We start from the raw sequence: 15,365 nt of genomic DNA on the forward strand, positions 1-15,365 counted from the left end.
GATTCTATGATAAGTAAAAAATTAATAAAAGCAAATATTAATTGTGAGCCTATTAAACCTTTAAATGTTGATATAAATATCAGATACATTGTAAAAAGTTGTGTAAAAAAGATAGATGAAAAGGAAATACTATTTATATATTTTTATAACAACTGCTTTCCCAAAATAGTGGTAGTTTTTGATGGTGCTGAATATATAACAGCAAAAATTAATTCTTCAAATCAAATTAAATGGTATACAGGCAAGATATTTTCTGTGATGGATATTTACGTGTATTATCATTCAAAGGCAAAAACTCCACTGTATGCTGATAATGATTCGATTGAAACGATAAACAGATACTTAGGCTTGCATTCGGAAGATATCATTAGTTGCTATACAAATATTGAAGTATTCCAGGAAAAACAATTAAGAAAAAAGCTTGAGGAAAAACACCGCATTGATAAGGAAAGAATAGATAATAAAATGAGCAAAGTAAAACCTATTCCAAATTACTTCCAAAAATTTGTTGAGTTTAAGTATTTTGATAAAAGATATATGTTCTACGAATATAGCAAGAAAAAGTATAATACGTGTAGTTGTAGCAACTGTAGACAGCATGTTGAAATATTATCATCTGAAATAAAAAATAACAAGGACTATGTGTGTCCTAACTGTAAATCAGCTGTGGTGTTCATACCCAGAAAAAAGAAACAAAGCATAATGGAAAGTGGTAGAGTTAGTTTTTATCAAAAGACAAAAGACAATGACATTGTACTTAGAGAATTTTCAGCAACAAAGATAACTAATGCTATTACAAATACTTCAAAATTAGAATTATACGAAAATTTTAGGAATATCTACAAGGAAAGTAACGTTGAACTATATACTTATGGAAATTACAAAAATACAGGAAAGTTCAGATGGTGTGAATATGATGGTAGTTCTTTTACAAGTGCTAGCTTATATAAGGATAATATAGCTAGGGAAATAAAAGGCACAAGATACCAATATTCTGCCTTAGATAAATATTTTAAGCATACCAATAATTACTATCATGGCTCTGAATTTGAAAATTATAACAATTGTAAGGAAATAGAATTTTTTAATAAAACTGGACTGTATGGACTAACATATGGAGTTACACATTTAAAAATTAATGAAAATGAAAAGAATATTTTTAAATGGCTTCAGATTTCTAAGTATGATTTTAACCTACTGAGAAATATAGATAGCAATTTGCAGGCAGAATACTTAAAACTATTCCAAATGCTTAGAAAAATTAATTATTCTATTGATAAATCTATTCTTGAAAGGGTTTTTAAAATATATTCAAAGATGGATAGGGATGTGTTTTCTTTATTGATATCAAATGGTAATATACATAAGTCTATAAACTATTTATTAAAAATAGATTTTGAGGATCTTCAGTACTACAACGATTACATAGAAATGTGCATTAAAGAAGATATTGACCTTACCAATAGAAATAATTTATATGTAAAAAATATAATAGACGAGCATGATAAGATGGTTGATTTAGTCAATAAAAGAAAATATGAGAAGTATAATCCTATAATTAGAGAGATATATTCTGGTTATAATGAAAAACTATTTGAAAATGATGATTTAGTAGTTATTAAACCAAACACCGCAGTAGAAATACTAAGAGAAGGAAAAAGTCTAAATCATTGTGTTGCAAACTATATTGATAAGGTTGCAAATGGAAAAACTCTAATTTTCTTTCTAAGAAAAAAAGAAAACGTAAAAAGATCGTACTATACGATTGAATTTAAAAATAATAAAGTTGTTCAATGTAGAGGATTTAATAATAAGAATACTACTACTGAAATTGAGTTATTTATAAAAGAATTTGAAAAAGAGTATAGTAAAACATTATCTAATGTAAGTTAAAGAGGAGTTCGTATGGATAAAAAAATACCTTGGAATGGCAAGAATGTAAAGGAAATTCCTTGTTTTGGTTGTAGTAAAAGACAAATAGGTTGTCATAGTGTATGTGAAACATATATTTACTATAGCGAAAAAAGAAAAAAAGAACTTGAAAAGAAACATAATTCAGATGATTTTTATAGTTTGAGAAAGGAACGAGCTATTAAGTATTTAAGAAGAGGTAAAAGATGAATAAAAAAGAAAATTTATTAGATTTTGTAGAGTGGGCAATTGATGATAATGTCGATATTGAGGTTGAGTTTTGTTTGTGTTTTACAAATGAAAAACAAAGCAAGATTATTGTAAATAAAATTCTTAAAATGTATCTTAGAGGATTTAAATACCATATAAATTCGACTTATAATGACGATTTAGCTTTTATGGATTTTTTACAAACTTTCAAAATAGTAATAAAGATGTGGAGAATAGCTGAATAAAGAGGAGCAAATATGAAGATAGATGAAGTTGGCAAATATATATTAAACAAACAGGAAAAAGATTTTTTGATAAAAAATAAAGATAAATCATATGATGAAATAATTGAAAAATTTAATAAAAAATATAATTGTAATGTATCTAAGTGCTGGTTATTACAATTCTATTACAAGCAAGGCATACACAGAGGAAGCAAGAACAAAGCTAGTGCAATTATTTATCACAAAACAAATTCAGAAAAGCTTGAGTTTGTGGAAGGCAGTAGATATAAGGTCTATGAAACTTCAATAGACAATAGAAATAAGTTGGTTGCTAAGTTTATAGGTAAATTCAAACATATCCATACCTACAAACATATCATATTGTTTGAAGGTAAAAATGGTATTAGAGAATCGTTTATGAATAATAGGCAGCTGTATAGATTTGAAAAAGTAAGTTAATAAGAGAGTAAATATGATAAGGATAGAAGATTTTAATAATGCAATTGATTTTATTTATAAAAAAGCAAAAGAGTGTGACGTTGAGATAGTTCAAGTCGAGGGTGGTTTTAGTTCATTTACATTTTATGGGAAGACACGAAGATATGTAACACCGATTTATGCAGAGATAAATACAGAAAATGCTGCGATAAGGTTGGGATATCCGTTGGTCGAGGAGACTTCGTTTTTTAGTATTTGCGCTGACGGGACTGTAGTTCAGATTAGTGAGCGTGAATATGATAAGTATGGTGACTATGATGATGACTATGAGTGATAAGGAGAATAAATATGAATAAAGAAATCGAAAAATACATAAATGATGAAGTGCAAAAATTTAGAAAAGAATTAACTAGCAAGGTTGATGCAATGCTAGAAAAAGAGAATCAACCTAAAACAGTGTGGGATATAGAGCGTGAGGATGTATATTATGTCATCTATCCTAGAGGTATTGAATATTTCGTATTTCATGGAGAAGATTTTGATAATAGCGTCAGAGATATGGGAAACATGTTTTTAACTCAAGAAGAAGCAGAATTTGAGCTTGAAAGACGAAAAATAGAAGCTGTGATGAAGAAATTTAGCGTTCCTTTTGAAAGTGAAAAATGCAATTGGATTATTTCTTATGATCATTTTAACAACACTGTAGATGTAACTTATTGGTGCAATGACGATTATGGAGTTTACTATTTTGAAACTAGAGAAATTGCACGAAAAGTGATAGATGAAGTGGGTGAGGACAGATTACTGAAATATTAGTTTAGAGTGGAGGAGTAGAGATGAAGATAGAAAAGATATATAGGTTAGTTTATGTTTGTGAGGATAGTGAAAGTTGCGAAAGCTCTTTTTTCATAGATAAAAGGGAAGCACTAGATTACTTAGAAGATATGAAAGAAGATGTAAGTAAATTGTATGAACACAATGACAATTGTGCCCATCCATTTGGAGGAGAAATACAACTACAAGAAATAATATTAGATGAAGTTGAAGATATAGATCTTTATGCAAATTATAAAGAAGTTTCGGAATGGGTTTTCGATAAAGACTTTACATATAGCTATCAAAAGGATATGGCGGAAGCTGGTATATGCACTGAAGAAATATTCGGAATGTGGAAAGATTATGAGGTGGAGTAATGATTAGATATTTATATATAGATGAGGATGGATTATATAGTCTTGATGAATACGTTCCAGCATTGGACAATTATTACGGTTGCGTAGATATACACGATGAGAAAAAACTAGAAGATTTCTTGGATAGAATGAGTTTTGATGATTATACGAGTGAGGATGTAAAAAAAGCATTAAAAGTAGATAAATACGAGCCTATATCAAGACAATTACATGATTTTATACATTCTACAGATTCAGGAACGAATGAAACAATAGATAATTTAGTATATGATATCATCAGTGAATTAGGTGGCGATAGTTATTGTTGTTCAATCCATGACTATTTAAACGAAAAAGATATTTGTACTTTACATGATTTTGGAAATGATTTGTTTTACAAAACAGTTGAGAAATTATTAAATGTAATAGAAACGTTTGAAAGGTAGGTAAGCATGGGGAAAGCAATATATTTGATAACGGTACTATCAAATTTAGATTTTTTTGCCAGTTTTGTGTTAATAGTAACAGCTTTAACATTTCTTATAGTAACTTGTATATTTTTTAATTTTAGAGATTACTGCCGTGACGAAGAACGTAAGGGGTTAAATGCTTATAAGAGTTACATAAAAAAATTAGCAATAATATTTTCGATTTGTGCAACTATAAATATATTAGTTCCGAGCAAAGAGGAAATGTATATGATTTATGCTACAAAATATGTAACTAAAGAAAATATGAGGATGACTAAAGATGAAGTAAAGAATGCGATAGATTATGTATTCGACAAAGTTAAAGAATTGAATAGTGAAAAATAACAATTGGAGGTAAAGCATGAAAGTTAGAGCATGGGACGAAGATAATAAAAAGATGATTTATTCAGATGAAATGCAAGGATATAGAATTGATATAGATAAAAATAGCGAATTAATAATGTATAGAGAAGAGACTAATTATGATTTTTCGCAACTTAAATTTAATTTTATATCTTTGCCAACGATGGTTTCAACTGGATACAAAGACAAAACTGGAAAAGAAATATATGTGGGAGATATAGTAGAATTTGACGATACAGGAGAAGAAGGATATGAATATAGAGAAGCTTATGATATAAAAAATGTTGCAGAAGTTGAGCTATATATGGGTAGGTTTCAATTAACCAATTTTGCAGAAGATGATACAGAAGTTATTAATGGCATGAATAGTGATTGGTGTAATGAAGAATGGCACGACTTTATGAGTGAAGAATTGGCAGTGTTAGGCAATATTTATGAAAATAGAGATTTATTGCCATTAGAAGAGAAAGCAATGAATATATATTAGGAGGAATAAGCATGAAAATAACTGTAATAGCGAATGATGGGAAGATTATAAATGACGTGGTTTTTATTTACTCAAAAAGAGATGTCTACGCTAATTCTATTATGGTCGAGGCTGCTAACGTTTGTGAAGAGACTTATATTTGTGTATATGAAAATAATGATGTAAGTCCCGCCATGGAATATATAAGAAACATAATAATTAGTGCAGAAGCTTTTGGCAGAGATAGAGTTTTAATTAATCTATACGATTTTGATAATATGGGAAAAGAGGATACAGACAATGATAAATAATGTTGTTTTAGTTGGCAGACTAACAAAAGACCCAGATATAAGGTATATACAAGGAACAAATACAGCGGTGGCAAGTTTTACTCTTGCTATCGCTAGAGATTATAAAAATAAAGATGGTTCAACTACCACTGATTTTATTCCAGTAGAATTAATGGGCAAAGCTGCAGAGTTTTGTGCCAATTACATTACAAAAGGTAGATTAGTTGGAGTTCAAGGAAGTATTAGAGTAGATAGATACGAAACTCCAGAGGGCGATAAAAGAACTTTTACAAAAGTAGCAGGAAGAAGTATACAAGCATTGGATAGTAAAAAAGAATCAAATAGTGATGGTCCTACATTTGAGCCAAGTTATGATTCGGCACCGAATGAGTTTGCAGCAGTAAATGATGATGAAGTACCATTTTAAATAAAAAAGGAGAATAAAAGCAAATGAATATTGTAGAATTTGGATATCAATTTTATCCCACACCTATAGAAATAGCAGAAGAATTGGTTAAAGGTATAGAGTGTAAATTAATTAATATAGAAAACATTCTAGAACCATCTGCTGGAAAGGGAGATTTGGCTGATTATATATCAAATAAAATATATAGTCAAGAATATAGAGGTTGTAGAATAGGATCAAAACCTAAAATTGATTGTATTGAATTAGACGAAAATTTAAGGCTAATATTGAAGGGGAAAGATTTCAATGTAGTAGGAGATGATTTTCTTAATTATCAATCTCAATATTGTTATGATTTAATAATTATGAATCCACCATTTGCTAATGGTGATAAACATTTATTAAAAGCTATTGATATGATGGAACGTAACGGAGGACAAATAGCTTGTATTTTAAACAAAGAAACACTAGAGAACGCATACTCTAAAACGAGAAAATTATTAGTAAACAAATTAAAAGAACATAAAGCTAAGGTTAGATATATAAATAATGCTTTTAGCAACGCAGAAAGAACAACTGATGTGGATATAGCATTAATTAATATAAATATAATCAAAAAAGAATCTAGCTTTAATATATTTGAAGATTTAAGAAAAAACGCAAGCATAAAAGAGTATAGCAACGAAGAGTATACTGAATCAAGGATTGCGTTAGGTGACTATATAGAAGCTCTTATATCGGAATATAAACTAGAAATAGAAGCAGGTATTAGGTTTATAGAATACTATCACAACTTTAAGAATGAATTAGTTAATCATTGTGTAAAAACCGATAAATATGATATCGCCTCATTTGAATTAAAAATATTCAACGATTCATCAGAAAGAATTGAAAATGATATAAACCGATATATAGAAAAAACTAGGTTAAAATTTTGGAAAGTTCTATTTAACTCTAATCAAATATCAAGTGCTTTAACTAATGATAAAAGCTATGAACTACATGATAAGATAAATGAATTTAAAGATTATGAGTTTGATTACTATAATATCAAGGCATTACAAATTAATTTAATTAGTACGTTAAATGATAGTGTATTGGATTCTATAGATAGGCTATTTGAAGAATTTAGTTGTAGATATAGTTATGATGAATATTCTAAAAACATACATTTATTTAATGGTTGGAAAACAAATAAAAGCTGGAAAATAAACAATAAGGTAATTATACCACTAAATAGTACTAGTAATTGGCTTGATAATAATATGAAACTCTCATACGAAGCTAGAGCGACATTCAGAGATATGTTTGTAGTATTTGGATACCTAGATGGGAAAAGATTTAATACAACTGAGGTAGATAATATTATAGACCAAATAGAAAATAATAATACAAGAAAAAAAGTTAAATTTCCATATGTAACTTGTGATTTTTACAAAAAAGGGACATGCCATATTACCTTTAATAATAAAGAAATACTAGATAAACTCAACCGAATGGGAGCTAAAAAAAGAAATTGGTTGCCACCAGGATATGGATCTAAAAACTATAATGAAATGAGTAATGAAGAAAAACAAGTTATAGATGATTTTGAAGGCGAAGAAAAATATATGAAAGATAAAGTCAATGGTGTAATAGGTAATTTAGATATTAAATTACTAACATAAGAAGGGACAGTATGATTAATTGGAGTGAAGAAGATTTGAAGAATTACTACAAAAAAACTGGAAGTAATAAGTACGTTGTTAAGAAACAAAATAAGTATAAAAATAAAAAAATAACTTTTAATGGAATGGAGTTTGACAGTAAGAAAGAACTTCATAGATATATAGAGTTAAAAAATATGCTTAAAAATGGTAATGTTGAGAAACTAGAGCGTCAAGTGGAGTTTGTTTTATTAGATTCATTTAAAGATAACAATGGTAAAACGGAGAGAAGTGTAAAATACATAGCAGATTTTATGTATACAATCAATGGAATTGTTTATGTAGAAGATGTTAAATCTAAGATAACAAAGAAAGATTCTACATACATCATAAAGAGAAAACTGTTTAAAAAAAATTTTCCTAACTACATATTCATTGAAAATGATTAAATAAAATAGGATAGTAGTTACCAGCTACTATCCTAAAAATGTCAACAAGCTTAACATATAATTAGCAACTATATTATATTTCAAGAGGAGTTGATTTGTCAATGATTAAAAGAAAAGGAACAGATGAAGCTAAAAGAGAACTAAAAAATGTAGAATTTATTAGAGATGATATCCAGAATCTCGAGGAAAAAATCGAAGAAATGGATACTAAAATAAAAGGAAGTGCTATTCAATATGGAGATAAAGTACAATGTAGCTCAGAAGGTGCTGAAAAGCTTATATGTTCATACATTGATATGAAATCAGAATATCAAAATATGGTTGCTCAAAGAAATAATCAAATACTAGAAATTCTTAGAAAAATAAATAAAATAAGGAATTATAAACAACAAATTGTACTAAGGGAAAGATATATTAACTGTAGCCCATGGAAGACTATTGCGTTAAGAATGGGTAAGGATAAATATTCTGAATCAACTCTACATAGGATACATAGGTTAGCATTAATTGAGTATCAAAATATATTAAATAATGAGAAATTAACAGTAAATGATAGTAAATGACAGTAAATGATAGTAAATGACAGTAAATAACAGTAAATGACAGTTCATGACAGTCGAAAATGTGTTAATATGGTATTGTCAAAAAAATAAACAGCAAATGACGTTTAATCATTCAACCTTAAAAAGCACCTTACAGTAATATGTAGGGTGTTTTTTAATAAAAAAATTAAATACGGAGGTAAAATCAATTGAGTAACAAACTGCAAATTATTAATGTTACTGAGATTATTCCATATGAGAATAATCCAAGAATCAATGATCATGCTATTGATAAGGTTATTGAGTCTATAAAAGAGTTTGGATTTACAAATCCTATTCTTTTAGACAAAGATAATGTTATTATAGCAGGACACACAAGATATGAGGCTGCTTTAAGGTTAAACTACAGTCAAGTGCCTTGTATCTATTTAAACAATTTATCAGAAGAACAAGTCAAGGCATACAGGTTAGTAGACAATAAAACTAGCGAATTTGCCGAGTGGGATTTTGATAAATTAATGCAAGAATTAGATAAAATCAACGATATTGATTTGGAAATGTATAATCTTAATTCTATAAATTTTGACGAATTAAATTTAACTGATGAAGATTTTATTAAAGACGAACCATTAAAAACTAAAGAAAAGGAAAAGCAAATAATTTATTGTCCAAGCTGTAATGAAAAAATAGAACTTTAGGTATCTATGAGAGTTTTTCTAGCTGCGACTAGTCAAGGCATGAGTAGTAAGGACAGAGAGGAAACCTTTAAGAAACAAAAACCATTATTTGTTTTGGAAACTTTTTTTAATGGTGAAAAATTATGCGATAGAGCATTGAATTTAGTAGGAAATAATAATTTTTTATTAGATAGTGGTGCATTTAGTTATATGAATGGTAAAGAAATTACTAAACAAGAGCTTGATGTCTTTGTAGATAAGTATATCAGTTATATAAAAAGTCGAGATATTAAGTATTATATGGAAATGGATGTTGATGTTATATTTGGAATAAAACAAGTAGAAAAATGGAGACATAAAATTGAGATTAGCACAGGCAAAAAATGTATTCCCGTTTGGCATCTTAACAGAGGAATTGAATATTGGAAAAAGATGTGTAATGAATATAATTATGTTGCAATTGGCGGACTTGTTACAGGTATGAAAAAACAGAATTATCCTCTGATAAAGAAAATGATAAACTATGCAAATTCTAAAGGTGTAAAAGTACATGGATTAGGATTTACTAAAACTAAGATTCTTAGGGAATTTAAGTTTTATAGCGTTGATAGTTCATCATGGAGTTTATCGGCCGTAAGAGGAAATCAGATACATCACTTTAAAGATGGTGTTATTGAACAAAGACAAATAGATAAAAAAGATAAAATTAACTATAAGACAAATGGCTCTTTGCTTGCATCACATAATATGAAAGAATGGATAAAATATCAAATTTATATGATTGGAGTAAAGTAGCTTATGAACAAAAATAATAGAAATTTAATAATAATTAATTGTGTATTTATATGTAGTTTACTAATAGCAAATATAGTTGCTGGTAAGGTTGTAAATTTATTCGGATTTATAGTTCCAGCTGCCGTTACAACATATCCTATTACATTTTTATGTACTGATGTAATAAGTGAAATATGGGGTAAAAAAGAAGCTAATTTAACTGTAAAGATTGGTATATTTATACAATTGTTTAGCTTGATACTTATTGCCATAGCAATAGCATTACCAAGTGCTGATTTTAGCATTGATTATGCAAATAATTTAAAGTTAGTATTAGGGCAAAATATTCGCATGGTTATAGCTAGCTTAATTGCATATATAGTAGCTCAAACTAATGATGTATTTATATTCCATAAACTAAAAGAACTCAACAAAGGGAAACACAAGTGGATAAGAAACAATGTAAGCACAATGACTAGTCAATTAATTGATACTGCTATTTTTATTACAATAGCTTTTTATGGAACTGTTCCTAACGTTTTGATAATGGTTATTAGTCAGTATGTAGTAAAGGTTATTTTAGCGTTATTGGATACACCGTTTTTTTATTTGCTTACAATAAATAAAGATAAATAGAGAATGAAAATGCAGAAAACAAATTTTAATATAAAAGAGGTGGTGATGTGTCAGATGTAAAGATTAAAGCTAAAATAGATTATTTAAAAGGCATGAAACAAATTGAAATAGCAAAAAAATACGGAATTTCAACTGGAACACTAAAATCTTGGGTTAGCAGAGAAAAGTGGAAAGATGAAAGGAAAAATATAGAGATTAAAACAAAAAAGGTTGCAACTAAAAAAGCAACTAAGACAAAAAAAGTTGCAACCAAAAATAAAGAATCGCCAGCAAAAGTACCATCAATGTTAAACAATGTAAATGCGGTTAAACATGGTGCTTATGAAAAGATAATGTACTCAACCATGACAGATGAAGAAATCGAATTAATATCTGGACCTCGTGTAGATGAAATAATAGAGCTGGAGAGGGAAGTTGATATCTTAACAGTAAGAGAGTTGAAATATTTAAAGCTTATAAAATCTTTAAAAGATAGTAATAATGATCTTGTTGTTGTGGGTGGAGATAAAACTATAAGAACTTTGTCTCACAAAGGGACAGACTCAGAACTTGATTTTATTGAAGAAACAAAAGAAATAACCGAACGAACTGTTTATGCATTCGAGTTAATCAATAAGTATGAAGCAGAATTAACGAGGATACAGAAGCAAAAGAGTAAGGTAATTGAAACAATAGCAAGAATTAAACATGAAAGAGAGTTACTAGAAATTAGTCGTAAAAGGTATGAACTTGAAAAATTCAAAGTTTATGGTTCTGATGATGAAGAAGGACAAGACAAGTCTATTAAAAGTTTCTTAAGTGCTATTAATAGTCAATTTGATGGAAAAATTTATTCTGACTTTAATGTAGCAGAGTATGGAAAAGAAGAAGTGGAAAATATGGATAATGTTTTAGATAATGATGATGAAGAAGAGGAAATAGAAAGTATAGATGATATTATAGCAAGGGATTTAGAAGAAGGTAGGAAGTAATGGCTAAAAAGAATAGGAGAAAAAGAGAAAATAAAAAGTTTATATTTCATCCATTTTCAACCAAGCAATTACAACTAATGAATTGGTGGCGACCTACAGCACCATCATCAATATGTGATATGGTAATAGCAGATGGGGCTATTCGTTCAGGAAAAACTATAGCTATGATATGTGGTTTCTTAAATTACTCTCAAACGTTGTTTCAAGGTGAGAACTTCATAATAGCAGGAAAAACCATAGGTTCATTAAAAAAGAATGTTATAGAACCTATGAAAGAAATATTAAATGCATGGGGATGGAAGTTTGAATACAATAGATCAGAAAATTATATAGTAATTGATACAAATATTTATTATATGTATGATGCTAATAACGAAGCTTCACAAGATAAATTACAGGGGCTTACCGCTGCCGGAGCATTAGCAGACGAAGCTGCCTTGTTTCCTAGAACTTTTATAGAACAGATGATAGCTAGATGTTCAGTTACTGGTGCAAAACTGTGGTTAAACTGTAACCCTGGTGGTGCATTTCATTGGTTGAAAACCGAATTTATTGATAAAGCTAAATCTAAAATGATATATAGATTACATTTTAATATGGACGATAATCTTTCATTATCTGAAGATGTAAAAAACAGGTATGAAAGATTATATAAAGGTGTGTTCTATTTAAGATATGTAAAAGGTCTATGGGTACAAGCGGAGGGTGTTATATATGATATGTTCAATACTGATAAACACAGCTTTAAAACACATCTAATAGGGAAATGTCAGGAGTACTATACAAGTATAGACTATGGTACTCAAAATGCTATGGTGTATCTGCTATGGGGAAAACTAAAAGATAGATGGTATTGTATTAAAGAATATTATTACTCTGGTCGAGAAAAAGAAAAACAGAAGTCGGATAATAAATATTATGAGGATTTAGTGAAATTCTTAGATGGTATTATCCCAACTGCAATAATAATAGACCCTTCAGCAGCTTCCTTTATTCAGTTAATAAGGGAAAAAGGAAAGTATAAAGTGCGTAAGGCAAAAAATGATGTTGCAGATGGAATAAGAAATGTAGCTACAGCATTATCAAATAGAATAATAGCATTTCATAACGAATGTATAAACTGTTTTAAAGAGTTTTCAACGTACATATGGGATGAAAAAGCAGCTGCTAGAGGAGAAGATAAGCCAGTAAAAGAACATGATCACTGTTTAGATGCAATTAGATATTTTATACATACAATAATCTTTAATGGTAAACCTGCAATTTACAGTAAAGAAGTAACTAATACAGGACTTGGAATTATAAAACATGTTCAAAGTGATAAAAAAATAAAAGAGGTATACAACAAACTGGGAGGTGTATTTTAGTTGTCTAAAAGAGTTCAAGTTGATTTAAATGAAAAAAAGTTAGATTTGCTCGAATTAACATCGGAAGAAAAAAAAGAGTTGACGGATATAAAAGAGTACTACTATTTTTATAAAGGAGCTTATTCACAAGATGAAATAAAACGATATAACAAAAAAACATTAGGTCAAAGTTGGTTAAATAATGAGAATGTAAAATATACACCTTCACAGGTTATTGATAATAAAACACAAGAATTAATTAATAAGCAATCAAGGTTTTTCTTAGGGAGAGAACCTTTTTTGTTATTTAAACTAATTGATACAGAAACCGAAAATAACAAAGATATTAGAGATAGTCTAGAGCGATATAGAGTTTTTATTGATGGTATTCTTGAAGATAACAGATTTTGGACTAATATGATGAAAGCTTTTAAACTTGCAACAGTTACTAAAAGAATATTAGCAAGGATAGAAGCTAATCAAAATGAACCAGTTAAAATCTATTTTCATGATGTATGTGATTTTAACTATGTTCTTGATAAAAATGATAGGTTAATTCAATTAAAATTAGTTAATTACTTAGGTTATAACGAAACCGATAATACTGAAAATTTTGTAAGATATACATATTATTTAGATGTTCATAAAGAAAAAGAACAATGTATGCTTAAAAAAGAATATTTTAAACACACCGATACAAAAAATGCATACAAAACAGTTGAGGAGCCTATAGTGTTTAATGAAATACCAGCTATTGTATTTTTTAACGAAAGAGATTTGTTTGAAAAGAAGGGTAAAAGTGATATTGAACTTTTAAAAGATTTACAATGCCAGTATAATAGAAGATTATCCGATTTTTCAGACGCTTTAAGATTCCAAATGTTTGGTGGAACATCAGTTATTGATGGAAGCGAGGAAACAGTAAACAATTTGGTGATTGCTCCAAATTCGTTAATGGCAGTTGAAACTTCATCTACTGCAAAAGATAGTGGACAACAAGCTAAAATAAGTAGAGTTGAGAGTAGTTTTAGCAACGCTGAACCAGTTATGAACTTTTTAGAATTATTAAGTAATAGCATGGGAGATAAATTATGCATACCAAGAAAAGAATCTTTAAAAGATATCCCATCAGCTAAGGCATTAAAGTTTTTATACAATGACTTAATCGCAAGGTGTGATGAAAAGTGGAAAGATTGGGAACCTGGTATATTTAAACTTATTGATTTAATAGTATTTTCATGTTCTGAATTGAATTGCTATGAAGAATTTGATAGATCTTGGTTAAATATTAAGTATACTAAAGTCTTGCAAAAAAACTTCCCAATACCAAATGATGAAGAAGATGCTAAAAGACTAGCTATAGAAGAAGTGAATGCAAATGTAAGAAGTCATAGAAACTATATTAAAGAGTATGGGAATGAGGAAGATTATGATGAAGCATTCAAAGAAATAATTGACGATTTGCAAATAATTAATGAATCTGAAATGGATCCTATAAGTAAAAATTTAGCAGAAAATAATGACATAAATAAATCATAGGAGATAAACAAATTATGGATTATGAAAAGCTAATGCAAGATGCAAGAAAAAAGATAAGCAAAATAACTTTCAATTCGGAAGTTGAAATATTAAAAGCGTATAGAGTTGCTAGTTTTATCATAATGAAAAAAATAAAAGAAAATCAAAAACGAGGATTAGAGATTGAGTATTATCAAAATGTAAATGATGAATTAGAAGAAGTTGTAAGCATATTAAATAATAGATTGAGCGATTCTATAAAGAAGTCAATAATAAGTGTTTCTGATGTAATTACAGATGTACAGTTGATATTTAATAGTGAAGTCTTTCCAGTTAATATTGCAGAGACCGCAAATAACTATATAAAGGGTAGAAATATGAGATTAGTTCAAACACTAATTTCCGGAGAATATTATAAAGATAGTAAATCACTTGATACTAGAATATGGAATATTACTAATAAAAACAAGAATGATATACAAACCTTAATAGCCTCAAATATAGCAAAAGGTGTAAACTCTAGAGAGTTAGCTAAGGTAATAGATAACTATGTGAATCCTACCACGAGAACTCAAGCGAAGACAGTTGTAAGTGGTATGAGTAGAAATATATCTTATCAAGCTCAAAGATTGGCTAGAACGTCAATTACACAAACTGCTAATGAAGCTAATCGGGAAAGTGCAAAAGAAAATGTATTTTGTCAGGGGCTTAAATGGAATTTATCTTCAAGTCATTATGAAAGGCAAATTAAAAGGTGGGGCCCAGATATTTGCGATGTATATGCTAACCAAAATAATTACAATCTAGGTCAAGGAGTATTTCCTATTGAAGAATATCCAATATCACATCCTAATTG

At 28.6% G+C, this 15,365-nt stretch carries 22 protein-coding genes; all 22 read left to right on the forward strand.

The window, feature by feature from the left end:
* Nucleotides 1-6: 6 nt before the first annotated feature.
* Nucleotides 7-1,893, forward strand: a complete 1,887-nt coding sequence (locus tag BM120_RS09730) for a PcfJ domain-containing protein (RefSeq protein ID WP_091995563.1) — start codon at nucleotides 7-9, stop codon at nucleotides 1,891-1,893.
* A 12-nt stretch (nucleotides 1,894-1,905) separates the two neighbouring features.
* Nucleotides 1,906-2,121, forward strand: a complete 216-nt coding sequence (locus BM120_RS09735; protein ID WP_091995565.1) for a hypothetical protein — start codon at nucleotides 1,906-1,908, stop codon at nucleotides 2,119-2,121.
* A complete protein-coding gene (locus tag BM120_RS09740; protein ID WP_091995567.1) occupies nucleotides 2,118-2,366 on the forward strand; it encodes a hypothetical protein in 249 nt (82 codons plus the stop codon). Before BM120_RS09735 ends, BM120_RS09740 begins: the two co-directional genes overlap by 4 nt.
* Nucleotides 2,367-2,378: 12 nt before the next feature.
* Nucleotides 2,379-2,804: a hypothetical protein gene (locus tag BM120_RS09745; protein ID WP_091995569.1), complete on the forward strand. Its 426-nt coding sequence runs from the start codon at nucleotides 2,379-2,381 to the stop codon at nucleotides 2,802-2,804.
* 13 nt (nucleotides 2,805-2,817) lie between these two features.
* Nucleotides 2,818-3,117: a hypothetical protein gene (locus tag BM120_RS09750; protein ID WP_091995570.1), complete on the forward strand. Its 300-nt coding sequence runs from the start codon at nucleotides 2,818-2,820 to the stop codon at nucleotides 3,115-3,117.
* A 14-nt stretch (nucleotides 3,118-3,131) separates the two neighbouring features.
* A complete protein-coding gene (locus BM120_RS09755) occupies nucleotides 3,132-3,599 on the forward strand; it encodes a hypothetical protein (RefSeq protein ID WP_091995572.1) in 468 nt (155 codons plus the stop codon).
* Nucleotides 3,600-3,619: 20 nt separating this feature from the next.
* A complete protein-coding gene (locus BM120_RS09760) occupies nucleotides 3,620-3,976 on the forward strand; it encodes a hypothetical protein (RefSeq protein ID WP_091995574.1) in 357 nt (118 codons plus the stop codon).
* A complete protein-coding gene (locus tag BM120_RS09765; protein WP_091995575.1) occupies nucleotides 3,976-4,401 on the forward strand; it encodes a hypothetical protein in 426 nt (141 codons plus the stop codon). The genes BM120_RS09760 and BM120_RS09765 overlap by 1 nt, the downstream gene beginning before the upstream one ends.
* 6 nt (nucleotides 4,402-4,407) lie before the next feature.
* Nucleotides 4,408-4,770 carry a hypothetical protein gene (locus tag BM120_RS09770; protein ID WP_091995577.1) on the forward strand — a complete coding sequence of 121 codons (363 nt, stop codon included), beginning with the start codon at nucleotides 4,408-4,410 and terminating at the stop codon, nucleotides 4,768-4,770.
* A 16-nt stretch (nucleotides 4,771-4,786) separates the two neighbouring features.
* Nucleotides 4,787-5,275, forward strand: coding sequence for a YopX family protein (locus BM120_RS09775; RefSeq protein WP_091995579.1), 489 nt, complete (start codon nucleotides 4,787-4,789; stop codon nucleotides 5,273-5,275).
* Between the two features lie 11 nt (nucleotides 5,276-5,286).
* Nucleotides 5,287-5,565 (forward strand): hypothetical protein, encoded by a 279-nt coding sequence (locus BM120_RS09780; RefSeq protein ID WP_091995580.1) that lies wholly within the window; start codon nucleotides 5,287-5,289, stop codon nucleotides 5,563-5,565.
* Entirely contained in the window at nucleotides 5,558-5,971 is a 414-nt protein-coding gene (locus tag BM120_RS09785) for a single-stranded DNA-binding protein (RefSeq protein ID WP_091995602.1), read from the forward strand. The genes BM120_RS09780 and BM120_RS09785 overlap by 8 nt, the downstream gene beginning before the upstream one ends.
* A gap of 23 nt (nucleotides 5,972-5,994) precedes the next feature.
* Complete coding sequence (locus tag BM120_RS09790; RefSeq protein WP_091995582.1) at nucleotides 5,995-7,617, forward strand: DUF4942 domain-containing protein; 1,623 nt, start codon at nucleotides 5,995-5,997, stop codon at nucleotides 7,615-7,617.
* A gap of 11 nt (nucleotides 7,618-7,628) precedes the next feature.
* A complete protein-coding gene (locus BM120_RS09795) occupies nucleotides 7,629-8,045 on the forward strand; it encodes a DUF1064 domain-containing protein (RefSeq protein WP_091995584.1) in 417 nt (138 codons plus the stop codon).
* Nucleotides 8,046-8,146: 101 nt separating this feature from the next.
* Nucleotides 8,147-8,608 (forward strand): DUF1492 domain-containing protein, encoded by a 462-nt coding sequence (locus BM120_RS09800; RefSeq protein WP_091995586.1) that lies wholly within the window; start codon nucleotides 8,147-8,149, stop codon nucleotides 8,606-8,608.
* 188 nt (nucleotides 8,609-8,796) lie between these two features.
* Nucleotides 8,797-9,285 carry a ParB N-terminal domain-containing protein gene (locus tag BM120_RS09805; RefSeq protein WP_091995588.1) on the forward strand — a complete coding sequence of 163 codons (489 nt, stop codon included), beginning with the start codon at nucleotides 8,797-8,799 and terminating at the stop codon, nucleotides 9,283-9,285.
* A gap of 39 nt (nucleotides 9,286-9,324) precedes the next feature.
* Nucleotides 9,325-10,059 carry a hypothetical protein gene (locus BM120_RS09810; RefSeq protein ID WP_177187420.1) on the forward strand — a complete coding sequence of 245 codons (735 nt, stop codon included), beginning with the start codon at nucleotides 9,325-9,327 and terminating at the stop codon, nucleotides 10,057-10,059.
* Nucleotides 10,060-10,062: 3 nt separating this feature from the next.
* Entirely contained in the window at nucleotides 10,063-10,674 is a 612-nt protein-coding gene (locus BM120_RS09815; protein WP_091995591.1) for a queuosine precursor transporter, read from the forward strand.
* A gap of 47 nt (nucleotides 10,675-10,721) precedes the next feature.
* Complete coding sequence (locus tag BM120_RS09820) at nucleotides 10,722-11,645, forward strand: terminase gpP N-terminus-related DNA-binding protein (protein WP_091995593.1); 924 nt, start codon at nucleotides 10,722-10,724, stop codon at nucleotides 11,643-11,645.
* On the forward strand, nucleotides 11,645-13,012 hold the full coding sequence (locus BM120_RS09825; RefSeq protein WP_091995595.1) for a PBSX family phage terminase large subunit: 1,368 nt from the start codon (nucleotides 11,645-11,647) through the stop codon (nucleotides 13,010-13,012). The genes BM120_RS09820 and BM120_RS09825 overlap by 1 nt, the downstream gene beginning before the upstream one ends.
* Nucleotides 13,013-14,530, forward strand: coding sequence for a phage portal protein (locus tag BM120_RS09830; RefSeq protein WP_091995597.1), 1,518 nt, complete (start codon nucleotides 13,013-13,015; stop codon nucleotides 14,528-14,530).
* Between the two features lie 14 nt (nucleotides 14,531-14,544).
* The coding region (locus tag BM120_RS09835) for a hypothetical protein (RefSeq protein WP_091995598.1) at nucleotides 14,545-15,365 on the forward strand (821 nt) is incomplete at its 3' end.

The organism is Peptostreptococcus sp. D1 (assembly GCF_900112955.1).
Lineage (GTDB): Bacteria > Bacillota > Clostridia > Peptostreptococcales > Peptostreptococcaceae > Peptostreptococcus.

Coding starts and splice junctions, on each gene's coding strand:
- BM120_RS09800 (WP_091995586.1), top strand. CDS start 8,147: ATGATTAAAAGAAAAGGAACAGATGAAGCTAAAAGAGAACTAAAAAAT.
- BM120_RS09780 (WP_091995580.1), top strand. CDS start 5,287: ATGAAAATAACTGTAATAGCGAATGATGGGAAGATTATAAATGACGTG.
- BM120_RS09815 (WP_091995591.1), top strand. CDS start 10,063: ATGAACAAAAATAATAGAAATTTAATAATAATTAATTGTGTATTTATA.
- BM120_RS09795 (WP_091995584.1), top strand. CDS start 7,629: ATGATTAATTGGAGTGAAGAAGATTTGAAGAATTACTACAAAAAAACT.
- BM120_RS09775 (WP_091995579.1), top strand. CDS start 4,787: ATGAAAGTTAGAGCATGGGACGAAGATAATAAAAAGATGATTTATTCA.
- BM120_RS09760 (WP_091995574.1), top strand. CDS start 3,620: ATGAAGATAGAAAAGATATATAGGTTAGTTTATGTTTGTGAGGATAGT.
- BM120_RS09825 (WP_091995595.1), top strand. CDS start 11,645: ATGGCTAAAAAGAATAGGAGAAAAAGAGAAAATAAAAAGTTTATATTT.
- BM120_RS09755 (WP_091995572.1), top strand. CDS start 3,132: ATGAATAAAGAAATCGAAAAATACATAAATGATGAAGTGCAAAAATTT.
- BM120_RS09750 (WP_091995570.1), top strand. CDS start 2,818: ATGATAAGGATAGAAGATTTTAATAATGCAATTGATTTTATTTATAAA.
- BM120_RS09740 (WP_091995567.1), top strand. CDS start 2,118: ATGAATAAAAAAGAAAATTTATTAGATTTTGTAGAGTGGGCAATTGAT.
- BM120_RS09770 (WP_091995577.1), top strand. CDS start 4,408: ATGGGGAAAGCAATATATTTGATAACGGTACTATCAAATTTAGATTTT.
- BM120_RS09810 (WP_177187420.1), top strand. CDS start 9,325: ATGAGTAGTAAGGACAGAGAGGAAACCTTTAAGAAACAAAAACCATTA.
- BM120_RS09735 (WP_091995565.1), top strand. CDS start 1,906: ATGGATAAAAAAATACCTTGGAATGGCAAGAATGTAAAGGAAATTCCT.
- BM120_RS09765 (WP_091995575.1), top strand. CDS start 3,976: ATGATTAGATATTTATATATAGATGAGGATGGATTATATAGTCTTGAT.
- BM120_RS09790 (WP_091995582.1), top strand. CDS start 5,995: ATGAATATTGTAGAATTTGGATATCAATTTTATCCCACACCTATAGAA.
- BM120_RS09745 (WP_091995569.1), top strand. CDS start 2,379: ATGAAGATAGATGAAGTTGGCAAATATATATTAAACAAACAGGAAAAA.
- BM120_RS09730 (WP_091995563.1), top strand. CDS start 7: ATGATAAGTAAAAAATTAATAAAAGCAAATATTAATTGTGAGCCTATT.